The sequence below is a fragment of the Yinghuangia seranimata genome (assembly GCF_029953285.1).
Taxonomy (GTDB): Bacteria; Actinomycetota; Actinomycetes; order Streptomycetales; family Streptomycetaceae; genus Yinghuangia; species Yinghuangia seranimata.
Genome location: NZ_JASAOI010000088.1, coordinates 40508 through 52468, shown reverse-complemented (window position 1 = coordinate 52468; position 11961 = coordinate 40508). Strand labels below are relative to the sequence as shown.

General features: G+C 72.5%; 11 protein-coding genes. 5 read left to right on the top strand and 6 right to left on the bottom strand.

All coding sequences use genetic code 11. From position 1 onward, the window contains the following. Positions 1 to 276: 276 nt before the first annotated feature. The 3 genes from QI554_RS41305 to QI554_RS41295 form a co-directional block, all read right to left on the bottom strand. A complete protein-coding gene (locus QI554_RS41305; protein WP_281478093.1) occupies positions 277 to 1161 on the bottom strand; it encodes an alpha/beta fold hydrolase in 885 nt (294 codons plus the stop codon). 96 nt (positions 1162 to 1257) lie between these two features. Next, positions 1258 to 2508 (bottom strand): TerD family protein, encoded by a 1251-nt coding sequence (locus tag QI554_RS41300; protein ID WP_281478091.1) that lies wholly within the window; start codon positions 2506 to 2508, stop codon positions 1258 to 1260. Between the two features lie 92 nt (positions 2509 to 2600). Then, positions 2601 to 3278 (bottom strand): hypothetical protein, encoded by a 678-nt coding sequence (locus tag QI554_RS41295; RefSeq protein ID WP_281478089.1) that lies wholly within the window; start codon positions 3276 to 3278, stop codon positions 2601 to 2603. 310 nt (positions 3279 to 3588) lie between these two features. On the opposite strand from QI554_RS41295, the gene hemC reads away from it, so the two are divergent. Together hemC and QI554_RS41285 are read left to right on the top strand one after the other, a co-directional pair. Continuing rightward, entirely contained in the window at positions 3589 to 4530 is a 942-nt protein-coding gene (gene hemC / locus QI554_RS41290) for a hydroxymethylbilane synthase (protein WP_425528138.1), read from the top strand. Positions 4531 to 4650: 120 nt separating this feature from the next. After that, positions 4651 to 5250 (top strand): VanZ family protein, encoded by a 600-nt coding sequence (locus QI554_RS41285; protein WP_281478084.1) that lies wholly within the window; start codon positions 4651 to 4653, stop codon positions 5248 to 5250. Here the strand turns inward: QI554_RS41285 and QI554_RS41280 are convergent. Further along, entirely contained in the window at positions 5162 to 5395 is a 234-nt protein-coding gene (locus tag QI554_RS41280) for a hypothetical protein (protein ID WP_281478082.1), read from the bottom strand. The two genes, QI554_RS41285 and QI554_RS41280, sit on opposite strands and share 89 nt — an antisense overlap. A 190-nt stretch (positions 5396 to 5585) precedes the next feature. On the opposite strand from QI554_RS41280, the gene QI554_RS41275 reads away from it, so the two are divergent. Then, on the top strand, positions 5586 to 5795 hold the full coding sequence (locus tag QI554_RS41275) for a hypothetical protein (RefSeq protein ID WP_281478080.1): 210 nt from the start codon (positions 5586 to 5588) through the stop codon (positions 5793 to 5795). Positions 5796 to 5850: 55 nt separating this feature from the next. Here the strand turns inward: QI554_RS41275 and QI554_RS41270 are convergent, their stop codons facing one another. Continuing rightward, a complete protein-coding gene (locus QI554_RS41270) occupies positions 5851 to 7053 on the bottom strand; it encodes a nucleoside 2-deoxyribosyltransferase domain-containing protein (protein WP_281478078.1) in 1203 nt (400 codons plus the stop codon). 161 nt (positions 7054 to 7214) lie between these two features. On the opposite strand from QI554_RS41270, the gene QI554_RS41265 reads away from it, so the two are divergent. Then, on the top strand, positions 7215 to 8111 hold the full coding sequence (locus QI554_RS41265; protein WP_281478077.1) for a SecDF P1 head subdomain-containing protein: 897 nt from the start codon (positions 7215 to 7217) through the stop codon (positions 8109 to 8111). Between the two features lie 23 nt (positions 8112 to 8134). Here QI554_RS41265 and QI554_RS41260 read toward each other — a convergent pair whose 3' ends face one another. Beyond that, a complete protein-coding gene (locus QI554_RS41260; protein ID WP_281478075.1) occupies positions 8135 to 10150 on the bottom strand; it encodes an FUSC family protein in 2016 nt (671 codons plus the stop codon). 317 nt (positions 10151 to 10467) lie between these two features. Between QI554_RS41260 and QI554_RS41255 the strand changes: the two genes are divergently transcribed. After that, a complete protein-coding gene (locus QI554_RS41255; protein WP_281478073.1) occupies positions 10468 to 11961 on the top strand; it encodes a serine/threonine-protein kinase in 1494 nt (497 codons plus the stop codon).

Genomic DNA, 11961 nt, shown 5'->3' with positions numbered 1-11961 from the left:
GCGGCCGGCCGCGCCGCGCAACTCCGGTGTGCGGTCGCTAGGGAGGCGAGCACCTGGCGCGCGAGCCCAGGACTCGTCGCGTAAGCGCTGCTTCGGAACGAGCCAACAACCCCGCCCTCCCGGCGCGGAACGCTCGTCGGGCTACGTAATCGGCGGGTGCCTTTTCGGCGCGGCCCTGGGCCGCGCCGCAGCGCGTTGGCGTTGTCCGCCGATTCGGCTCAGCGGCTTTCGCAGGAGAGCGGATGTTGGCCTGCGGAGCGCGTGGACAGGCGTTGGTCAGGACAGCTGGCGGGTGAGGAAGTCGCGGATGAGGGCGGCGATTTCGGGGCCGTGCGATTCGAGGGCGAAGTGGCCCGCGTCGAGGAGGTGGAGCTCGGCGTCGGGGAGGTCGCGGAGGTAGGCGCGGGCGCCGTCGGGCCCGAAGATCTCGTCGTGTTCGCCCCACGCCAGCAGGACCGGCGGCTGGTGGGTGCGGAAGTACTCCTGGAACGCCGGGTATCCGTCGAGGTTGAACTGGTAGTCCCAGAACAGCTGGAGCTGGATCTCGCGATTGCCGGGGCGGTCGAGGTACGCCTGGTCGAGGGTCCAGGTGTCGGGGGCGACGCGGTCGAGGCGGTCGGCCGGGACGCCGTGCGTGTACTGCCAGTGGGTGGCCTCGGGCTCGAACAGCTTGCGCACTTCGGGCTCGTGCGTCTCGCGGTCCTTGGCGTGCGCGAACAGGATGTCCCAGAACGGCGTGAAGCCCTCCAGGTAGGCGTTGCCGCTCTGGCTGACGATCGCGGTCACGCGCTCGGGGTGCGCGGCGGCTATGCGCAGGCCGATCGGCGCGCCGTAGTCCTGGATGTAGAGCGCGAACCGGTCGAGGCCGAGCGTGTCGAGGAGCGCGAGGGTGACCTCGGTGAGCTTGTCGAAGCTGTACGGGAAGGCGTCGACGGCCGGCATCGCCGACTGCCCGAAGCCGACGTGGTCCGGCGCCACCAGGTGGTACTCGTCGCCGAGATCTCGCATGAGGTTGCGGAACATCGACGAGCTGGACGGGAATCCGTGTAGCAGCACGAGCGTGGGGTTCGCCGGGTCGCCGGCCTCGCGGTAGAAGACCTTCTGCCCGTCGATCTCGACGGTGTGGTGACGGACGACGGCGGGGGTGGCGTGCGTGGTCATGGCGATGCTCCCGTTCGATCTAACGTCTCACTTCCTGAGTAGACGTTAGATCGCACTGCCTAACTGGTCAAATTTATTTATGAGGTTAGGACGCCGTCAGTAAGGCCTCGTGAGCCGCTGCACGGCGTCCCGCGCCGGGTTGACGAGCTTGCGGACGGTGCGGCCGTTGGTGAACTCGCCCAGGGCCGTCATGCGCCACGTGGCGCCCTCGCGGGTCAGCATGCACATCAGGACCGCGGTACGCGGTTCGCCGTCCGTCAGTTCGTAGCGCACGAGTTCGGCCTGCGTGCCGTCGTCGACGAGGCGGCAGTACGCGCGGGCGATCCGGTTGAACTTCTGCCCGAGGAACGAGTTCACGGTGAAGACGAGTGCCGTGACCTGCGGAGGGATCCGGTCGAGGTGGACGGTGATGACCTCGTCGTCGCCGTCGCCCTCGCCGGTCAGGTTGTCACCGGAGTGCACGATCGCCCGGTCCAGGCCGTGGAGTTGCCCGAACCAGACGGTGGCGACCTTGCCGCCGTATCCGTCGAAGGCGATGCAGGAGGCGTCGAGATCGATGCTCATGCCGCGCTTCGCGGGGTCCCAGCCGAGGGCCATGCGCACGCGGGTGAGGGGCGGGGCGCCGGTCTTGACCAGCGACACGGACTGGTTCTTGGCGAGGGTCACGCGCCCCTTGTCGAGGTTGACCCCGCCAGGCGCCGGGGGCGGAGGCGGAGGCGGCGTGGGCACGGCAGTTTGCTGCGGTACGGCCGGCGGCTGCCACGCCTGCGGCGTCGGCTGCGGCACCGGCGGCGGGGGCACGTACACCGGCTGCGCTACCGGGGCGGGCGGCGCCGGTTCGTCCACCTGGACCCCGAAGTCCGTGGCGATGCCTGCGAGTCCGTTCGCGTACCCCTGTCCGATCGCGCGGACCTTCCATTCCGTGCCGCGCCGGTAGATCTCGAGCAGCAACAGGGCGGTCTCGCGCGCGAGTCCGGTAGGCGTGAAGGCGACGAGTTCGACGCCGGAGGCCGCGTCGCGGACGACCGTGCCGAGGGCTCCGGCCGCGCCGAAGGTGGCGGCACCCGTGCCGTCCAGGCTCAACGCGACGACGACCTTGGCGATGTCGGCGGGAACGCCCGCGGTGTCGACGTACACCGCCGCCGGCGTCCCTGCGGCGCCCGCCTGATGGCGGACGCCGGGCCCCGTCGGCTGGTTGTAGAAGACGAAGTCGGCGTCGGAGCGGACGCCGCCGCGCGCGTCGACCAGGATCGCCGACACGTCCACGGGTACGGACGCCGCCACCTCGACGACGACGGACGCCGCCCCCAGCGGGTGGTTGCCGCCCTTGGCGAGCTGCACGGGCATAGGTGAACGCACCTCCTTGCGGGGCGCCTCCCCCGGCCGCCCCCACGGCAGTCCCCAGAACAGTACCCACGCGCGACCGTCGGCACCGGGCCTCAGCGTCCGAAGACGGCTCCCATGACGTCCGACACGAACCGGTTCATGGGACGCAGGACGCGCTCGTACGTCCAGCGCAGCGGCGGCACGACCACCCGCTCGAAGACCCACGCGACCGCCCGCCCCGCGGGCCGCAACACCGCGCGGTAGACCGCCCGGCACGGGATGACGACCAGCACGCCCACGACCACCGTGGCGACCCGCCATCCGAAGACGATCGCCGCGCGGAAGGCGCGCCACAGCGGACGCAGCACCCAGCGCCACAGCTGCACGAGCGGCCAGACGACGAACCACCTGACCACGAAGGCGACGAGGCCGACGACCGCCCTCGTGACCGGCCGCAGGACCCAGCGCCACAGCCAGCGCCCCATCGGCACGAGCACGCGCCTCCAGAGGAACTCCTCGACCGCACGGCGCACCGGCTTCAGGATCCAGTCGAGGACGAACGCCAGGACGGGCGTCAGGATGATGCCCCAGAGCAGCGTCTGGATGAACCAGCCCCACACGTAGTCCCTGAGGAACTTCCACGCGGGCCTGATGATCCAGTTCCGCACGAACCGCAGCGTGGGGAAGAGCAGCCTTTCCCACGTGAAGACCAGGACGGCGAGGGTCACCCGCCCCAGCAACTTGAGTCCTTCCCACAGCAGCCGCACCGGCACCAGGACGACGATCGCCACAGCTCGCGCGATCCACTGCCCGACGCCCCCCGCGCCGCCCCCTGCACCTGTTCCCGCCATCTCCCCACCCCTGTCGCTCCCCACGAACGGCATGACGGTATGTCAGAGCACAAAGCGGCCGACAGCGTTCCGGTACTCAGATCGGGGACTCAGATCGGGGACTCAGATGGGGACTCAGATGTGGACCTGGAAACGGGGCTCGGAAGCGCCGGGCACGTGCTCCGCAGCGGCCTGCCGTCACCCTTTCGGGTGATTGCGGACGCCCGGTCGGCGCGATCCGCACGGGCGGTCTGCCGCGGCCGCCTACCCTGTGCGCATGGTCGGCTCTGGTGCTCTGCGGATCGGTACGCGTTCCTCCCCCATGGCGATGGCCCAGGCCGAGCACGTGGCCGGCCTGTTGCGCGCCGAATGGCTGGTGCGCGAGGTCGAGATCGTGCCGTTCACGACGTCGGGCGACCGGTGGACGGGCGATCTGGCGGCGCTGGGCGGCAAGGGCTCGTTCGTCAAGGAGATCGACCGGGCGCAGTTGGCCGACGAGGTCGACGTGGTGGTGCACTGTCTGAAGGACGTCCCGGGCGACGAGCCGGTGCCGGAGGGTCTGGAGCTCACCGCGTACCTGCCGCGCGACGACGCGCACGACGCGGTGGTGACGGCGACGGGTGCGAAGCTGACCGATCTGCCGTCCGGCGCCCGCGTAGGCACGAGCTCGGTCCGGCGCGCCGCGCAACTGCTGGCGCTGCGCCGGGATCTGACGGTGGTTCCGATGCGCGGCAACGCCAACTCGCGGCTGGCGAAGCTGGATGCGGGCGAGTGCGACGCGCTGCTGCTGGCGGTCGCGGGTCTGACCCGGATCGGGATGGCGGATCGCATCAGCGAAGTGCTGCCGACGACCGCGATGATCCCGGCGATCGGCGCGGGCGTGCTGGTGGTGCAGTGCCGCAGCGGGGACGCCGAGACGGTCGAGGCGGTCGCCGGCCTGGACCACGCGATGACGCGGGCGTGCGCGACCGCAGAGCGCGCGCTGCTGACCACGCTGCGCGGGCACTGCAACAGCCCGATCGCGGGGCACTGCGTGCCGAAGGAGGACGGACTGGCGCTGCACGCCGCCGTCTTCAGCCTGTCGGGCGATGTGGTGATCGAGGCGTTCGAGAACGGCCTGATGCACATGCCGGAATGGCTCGGTGAGGCCGCCGCCCACACGCTGCTCGACCAGGGTGCGCGGCAGATCATCGACGCGATCCCGCGCAAGTAGCGCGAGCGTCGGCGCCATACGCCGCAGATCCCACGCGCCTTCACGTCCCGCGCACATAGTTCCCCCACAACCGGCACAGCCGCGCAGACGCAGTCCTGGCAGGCCTCCTAGGGTCGCCGTATGCGTCGTGTGTGGGAGCTGTGGGGCGGGGTGTTGACCGGCTGGGCGTTGGTCGGCGTCCCGCTGCTGTGCGTGGCCGCGGTGGTGTTGTTCCGGCTGCGGCTGCGCCGCGGCGTCCCACGACCGGTCGCGTTGCGGCACACCGTCGCCGAGGTGGCGATGCTCGTCGGCACGCTGCCGTGGCTGTGGATGGTGCTGACCCCCACGTCCGGCGAGCGCGCCGTGAACCTGGTCCCGCTGCGCGACCTCGCGGCCGTGCTCGCCAGTGATCCGGCCACGGTCGTCACGCAGATCGGCGCGAACGTGGTGCTGTTCGTGCCGCTCGGCTTCTTCCTGCCGATGCGCGCGCCACGGCTGGCCGGCGGTGTGATCCGCATGACACTCGTCGGCGCGGCGGCGTCGACACTGCTCGAGACCGCGCAGTACGTGCTCGACATCGGCAGGGTGTCGTCGGTCGACGACGTCTTGGTGAACGCGGCGGGCGCCGGAGTGGGTGCGCTCGCCTGGCGGCTCAGGACTTCTTCGGCTTCGCCGGCGCGTCCCCGTCGCCGCCCTTCCGGAGTCTCCGCAGGTACTCGCGGGTCCAGCCGGTGGTCTTGACCACTTCCGACTGCTTCACTCCCGCGTCCAACGCCTCCACGGCCGCCTGCTTGAGGGCCTGCCGGGCCTCCTCGTGCGCCTTCTCGGTACGCCGGTACGCCTTGGCCGCCTTGCTCAGTTGTTCGGCGGCAGTTTCGTGCTCCACGCCGTCAGGATGCCACATGGTCCGGCCAAGCACGTAGGCCAACTCAGTTGACATCCGGCCCGGCGCCGTGGAATATAGCTCTCGACTTCAAGGTGAACGACAGGTTAACGAGACCTGGACGGGGCGGAACATCGGACGCGATTCCGGTGCCTCCGCGCCCCGGATCGAGCTACCCGGAGGGGGCACCGCCATGAAGAAGACGACCCACCGCACCGTTCCCGCGCTGTGCCGCCTGTGCAACGAGCCGTACCTGGCCACGCTGCACCCGCGCACCCTGGTCGACGTCCCCGCGGGCGGCGACCGTATGGGTGGCCGGCTCACGGTGTTCGACGGCGAGACCTACATGGTGGAGCGCCACGCTCCCTGCACCGCCGCGCACCGCTTCGGCCTGCCCTACTGACAGCACCGACGCACCACACCGCAGCACCGCGCTACCGCAACAGCGCATCACAGCATCACCGCTCCACGGCGGCATCCACATACGCATCCGCGAGGACCTGGGCGACCATTCCGATGGTCGCCCAGTCCGCGTTCTCGTCGTCGAGCAGTTCGCCGTACGTGACGACCTCGACGTACGTGCGCTCCGAGCCGCCCGCGCCGTACGGCCCGCGTGCCGCGCGCAGTCGCTCCAGCTCCTCCGCCGTCGCCTCGGCGGCGAACACGTGCGCGCGGTGCGCCGACACCGTCGCCGCGACCTGACGCGCCCGGTAGGGCCGCAGCCGCGCCGGGTCGACGGCGAGCCCGGTCTCCTCGCGCAGCTCGTCCACCGCGACCCCGGCCGGGTCCGACGCGTCGTCAGCCGCGCTGGAGCCGCCGGGCAGTTCGTGGACGTACCCGTCGGCGGAGGCACCCGGCGCGCGGAACTCCCGCACCAGCACCAGTTCGGTCGCCCGCAGCGGCGTGCCCGGCGGCCTCCGGTGGAGCACGACCGTGCTGATGTCCGGCCGGCCGATGACGACTTCGTTGTCCTTGACGCGTCCGTCCTCGGCCGCGATCGCGACCGCCACCCGCACCGCCCAGTAGACGACGGGGTGTTCGGGGCCGGGCCGCAGCGTCCACACCACGCGCGCACCGACGAGCGTGTTCCCGGCCTTGGTCTGCGCGGAGTACCACTGCCGGAACGCCGGCGTGGTCCACACGTTCAGCGGTACGTCCCGCTCCCCCGCCGTCCGCGGCGCGCCTGCACCGACGCGGTCGAGCACGACGTGTACCGCGTCCTCCTGGCCGTCCGCCAGCGGAACAGCCGCGTCGGCGGCATATTCGCGCTGGTAGCGGACCTTCGCGGCGTCGGGCGGCGAGCCGAACACCGCGCGGCCGCTGTCCTTCAGCCAGCCCCACTCGTCGTTGGTGGTCAGCCCCGGCAGGGTCACCAGGTCGCGCGGCACCCAGAACAGCACCTGGTCGGCGACGGCCAGCCACCGCAGTTCCCAACGCCGTTGGTCGTCGTAGTCGGCCCACGCGGTGCCGTCGCGCGGCTCCGGGACGAACACCACCAGCGGCCCCGGGCCCGCCCAGTGACGCCGGATCAGCTCGAGGACGCCGGGCCGCCACGACGCCACGTCGGCGCTGCGCGGCGTCGGCCCGGCGAGGAACACCGAGGCGTGCCAGGCCGACGGCGGTTCCTCGTTCGCGTAGACGACGGTGACGGAAGCGGGCAACGGGACCTCCGGGCGGCGCGGGCGGACGCCCCGACGCTACCGGGCGGCACACCACGCCCCCTCCCGACCACAGTGGCCGGCCGGCCCGGGGCCGGTGGGCCGCGTCACACCAGCAGTCCGTTTCCGGGACAGGTCCACCCACACGATGGCAGGCTGGCCGGATGCGCCACGTTCCACGACGCCGCCTCGCCGTTCGCCCCGCACTGCTCCTCGCCGCGGTGCTGGCCTGCGTGCCCGCCGCCGCCGGCTGTTCCAGCGCGGACCACAAGGGCACCGGCGACGCCGACGTGGCGACGCCCGTGGGCCAGGACCTCGCCGACGTCGTGCTGACCCCGGAAACCCCGCTGTCGAAGGCCGCGTTGCAGACCGCGGCGGACACCATCCGCAAGCGCGCCGAGGCGCTCGGCCTGCGCGTGACGTACGCCAAGCCGACGGATACCGCCGTGTCCGTACGGCTGTCGGTGCGCGGCCTGGGCCAGGGTGCCGAGGACCGGGTGGCGCAGTTGGGCCGCAGCGGCACGATCGCGTTCCGTCCCGTGGTCGCGTCGGCGGGGATCGCCGCCAACGCGCCGCGCGACGGCAGCGTCCCGCCGGATTCGGCGCAGGCGTTCGACGCGCTGGACTGCGGCAGCGCGAGCACGCCGAGTGCCGAGTCGCCGACGTCCGTGCTGCTGGCCTGCGACAAGGACGACAACGAGAAGTTCGTGCTCGCACCGGTCGCGCTCGACGGCCGGGACGTGCGTTCCGCCGCCGCCGACTTCTCCGACCAGGGCGTCGGGGGCTGGCAGATCAGGGTCGCGTTCACCGACGCGGGCACCAAACGCTTCGCCGACCTGACGGCGCGGCTGGCCGAACGCCAGGAGCCCACCGCGCGGATCGCGATCGTCTCGCGCGGCGTGGTGCTCAGCGCGCCGGCGGTGCACGCACCGATCCCGGGTGGTGAGGCGGTGGTGACCGGGGGGTTCACCGAGAAGTCCGCCAAGGAGCTGGCGGCGCTGATCAACGCGGGGACGCTGCCGGTCGCGTTCTCGATGACGTCGTACGTGCACACGACCTGACGGCGCCGCTCCCCGCTCCCCGCTCAGCGTGGGCGCCGCGCCAACACCTCCAGGGCCTGGTCGAACAGCCCGCACGCGGTGTGGATTTCCATCGCCACGGCGCGCATGAGCGGCGGATCCGCGTCGCCGGCCGAGGCCGCCTCGGCGCCCGATGAGTCGCCCTCGCCCTGGCCCTCGCCGCCCGGCCGGTCGTCGACACGGCTGCCGGTCCGGATGCCCCCGGCAAGCGCGGCGATCCGGTCCGCGTAGCGGTCGACCGAGGCCTGGTCCAGCGGTTCGGCCCCGCCGTCCAGGTACGCCGAAGCGGCCACGATCGAGTCGGTAAGCCGTTCGACCGACACCAGCACCGGCCAGAACGCCGCCGCGCGCCGGGAGGTGGGCGGCGGTTCGGCGAGCGCCTGCTGGAACGCGGTACGCGACTTGGTGAGGGTGTTGTACGCGCGCCGCCGGGCCCGCGACCGCGAGGCCTTGCCGCCCGGACCCTCGGCGAGCACCAGCCGCAGATACGCGGCGTCCGCCTCGACCGTCTCGGCGACCAGCCGCCGCAGCCGGGTGCGCCGCCCGTCCGGCCACAGCAGATAGCCGAACACCAGCACGATCGCGCAGCCGAGCAGCGTGTCGACCACGCGCGCCGGCACCAGCCCCGCGACACCCTGGTGTCCGAGCTGGTCGGTGAACAGCAGCATGAGCGGCGTGATCGCGGCGGTCTGCATGCCGTAGCTGCGCGCGGTCGCGATCGGCACGAGGAACGCGAGGACGGCGACCACGGCGACGTCCGCCCAGCCGCGCGGCACGACGGTCAGCAGCACGGCGGCGACCAGCACCCCGGCGAGTGTGCCGAGCGCGCGCAGCACGCCGCGCACGAACACCGACCCGAAGTCCGGCTTGAGGACGAACGTGATGGTCAGCGCGACCCAGTAGGAGCGCGGTAGTTCGGCGACCTGCACGAGCACCGACGCGATGCCGACGCACAGCGCGAGCCGCAGGCCGTACAGCCACGCCGTGGAGCCGGTCAGCACGGTGCCGATGTGCCGCAGCCCGGCACGCGGCCCCCAGGCGAGCTGCGGCAGGCCGAGGCCGTCGGGGTCGCGCGCGAACACGCCGGTCTCGCCCGCGGGCGGCGGGGCGAGGCGGCCGGCCGCGTACCGCAGTGCCGAGCGCAGGGCCTCCTCGGCGGGGGTGCGCGGCTCGAAGCCGGGTTCGGCGACGACCTCGCGGCCTGCCGCCACGGCGTCGCCCAGCCTGGTGATGGCGTCGGCGAACACCGGGTCGACGGGCGGTTCGTGGGCGAGCGCGGCGCTCGCCTCCAGGATCGGGTTGACCGCGTTGAGCTGCGTCATCAGGTGCTGGATGGCGGGGTCGCGGCCGGGCGAGCCGGCCCGGTGCCGGACCAGCAGGTCGTACGCGGTGTCGATGGCCGCGCTGATGTCCCGCGAGGTACGCAGCGCGGAGGCGTGCAGCGCGGCCGGGTGGAGCTCGGACGCCCGCTTGCCGCCCGCCGCCCGCAGCCGTTCCGCCGCCGCGTAGTAGACCTCCGCGACGGCCTGGCGCTCGGGTGCGCCGCGCCGCAGCGGCCAGGCGAGCAGTGCCAGCGCGACCACGAGCAGCCCGCCGGACAGCAGCAGGACCGGCGGCAGCCACCACGGTTCGGGCAACGGCACACCGGTGCCGACCACGGTCAACAGCAGCAGCATCAGACCGCACGACGACGCGATCGCGCCGATCGGGCTGATCACGCCCGACAGCAGCGCGACGGCGACGAGCACGGCCACGGTCGTCCAACCGCGCCCGGCCGCCTGCGCGCCGACCACGATGCCCACGGCGCCCGCGAGTTGCGGCGGGATCATGCGGACCAGGCGCAGCCGGTAGGAGGCGTAGCGGTCCTCCATGACGCCGTTGAGCGCGCCGAGCGCGACCAGGACGCCGTAGGAGACGTGGTCGGTGGCGACGCCGACGGCGAGCGGCCCCGCGAGGGCGACGGCGGCGCGGGTGGCGGCCGGCCACGGCACCGGGCCCGGGCGGGACCGGAGCGCGCTCACAAACCAGTGGGTGTCGGCCGTTGGCGGTGCAGCCACCGGATGTGCCTCCGTAGATGCGTCCCCCGTCGTCGCCCGGGCCGCACGGGCGTGGCGAAACGATCACGGCCGGGCTCACTGTATCCCGTGACGATCACGGATCTATCCGACTATTGCGCTGAGCCGTGCATACCGCGCGCAATCGCGGGAAAGTCGGCGGCAGCGCATATGCTCTCGGCCACATCGGGGGCGGCGGGTGGGCCAACCGTTCTCCCGGCGGCGGCTCCGCTGCGGGACAATCTCGGTGCGCGGCCGGACCGGACGCGGAGTGACGGGGAGGCGTGCGGCAAGTGGCTGAGTGGTGGCTTGCCGGCCGGTACCGGCTGATCGAGGAGCTCGGCTCGGGCGGGATGGCCGTCGTGTGGCGCGCGCAGGACACCCACATGCACCGGGCGGTCGCGGTGAAGCTGCTGCGCGACGTGTACGGCGTGCCGGGCGCCGCCGACCGGTTCGCGCGCGAGGCCCGCACCGCCGGGACGCTGTCCAGCCCGCACATCGTCACCGTCCACGACTTCGGCACGGGGCTGCTCCAGCCCGCGCTGCCCGACGACCCGCACACCCCGCCCGCGCCGGACGGCACCGCGCGCGAGGCCGTGTACGTGACGATGGAGCTGGTGCCCGGCCGTTCGCTGGCCAAGGTCGTGGCCGACGAGGCGCCGCTGCCGCTCGGCCGGGTACTGGACTGGGCGCGCCAGCTGTGCGACGCGCTGGAGGTCGCGCACGACGCGGGCGTGCTGCACCGCGACATCAAGCCGGCGAACATCATGGCGACCGACAAGGGCGTGCTGAAGGTCCTCGACTTCGGCATCGCCCGGTTCATGAAGACGGTCACGGCCGGGTCGACGGTGACCCGCCCCGGCGCGGTTCTGGGTACCGCGGCGTACATGTCGCCCGAGCAGGCCAGCGGGGCGATCCTGGACCCGCGCTCCGACCTGTACTCGGCGGGCTGTCTGCTGTACGAACTACTCACCGGGCTGCCGCCGTTCGGCTTCGGCGACGTGCCGAGCCTGCTGTTCCGGCACGTCCACGTGGCACCCGAGTCACCCGAGCAGACGCGGCCCGACCTGCCGCCCGAGATGTACGACCTGATCCTCGCGCTGCTCGCGAAGGACCCCGCCGACCGGCCGCAGGACGCCGCCGAACTGCGCCGCCGGCTCGCCGCGCTCCCCGACCCGCCGCCGCCCTCTGTCCCGTCCTTCCCGGAACGCGCCGAGGAACTCGCGCGCCGCATGGAGGAGATCGGCGAACTGGCCCCCTCCGACGCGGTGACCCGCCTGCGGGAGCTGCTGCGCGAGCACATCGAGGTGTTCGGGCACGACCACCCGAGGACCCTCAGCGTGCGCGACGACCTCGCGTACTACCTGGGGATGAACGGGGACGCGCAGACCGCGGTGCGGGTGCTGCGGCAACTCGTCTCGGACTACGGGCGGGTGTGCGGGGCCGAGCACCCGGACACGCTGGGAGTGCGGCGCAGCCTGGCGTACTGGACCAACAAGTCACAGCAACATGCGGATGCCGCACGGCTGTTGCGCGACCTGCTGCCCGACTACACGCAGGTGCACGGGCCCGGTGACCCGGAGACTTTCAAGGTGCGGCGCGAACTCGCGCTCTACACCGGGCGGTCGGGGGACGCGGACGAGGCGGTGCGGCTGCTGCGCGACCTCATCCCGGAGATGACCGAGGCCCTCGGGTCTGACCACCGGCGGGTGGCCGTGGCCCGGGACGACCTGACGTACTGGGAGAACCGGATGACGCCGACGCAGCCGACGTGCTGA

What these genes read in the sequence shown, in the direction of transcription:
- QI554_RS41285 (WP_281478084.1), top strand. Translation starts at nt 4,651, where the DNA reads ATGCGTCGTGTGTGGGAGCTGTGGGGCGGGGTGTTGACCGGCTGGGCG.
- QI554_RS41300 (WP_281478091.1), bottom strand. Translation starts at nt 2,508, where the DNA reads ATGCCCGTGCAGCTCGCCAAGGGCGGCAACCACCCGCTGGGGGCGGCG.
- QI554_RS41275 (WP_281478080.1), top strand. Translation starts at nt 5,586, where the DNA reads ATGAAGAAGACGACCCACCGCACCGTTCCCGCGCTGTGCCGCCTGTGC.
- QI554_RS41305 (WP_281478093.1), bottom strand. Translation starts at nt 1,161, where the DNA reads ATGACCACGCACGCCACCCCCGCCGTCGTCCGTCACCACACCGTCGAG.
- QI554_RS41265 (WP_281478077.1), top strand. Translation starts at nt 7,215, where the DNA reads ATGCGCCACGTTCCACGACGCCGCCTCGCCGTTCGCCCCGCACTGCTC.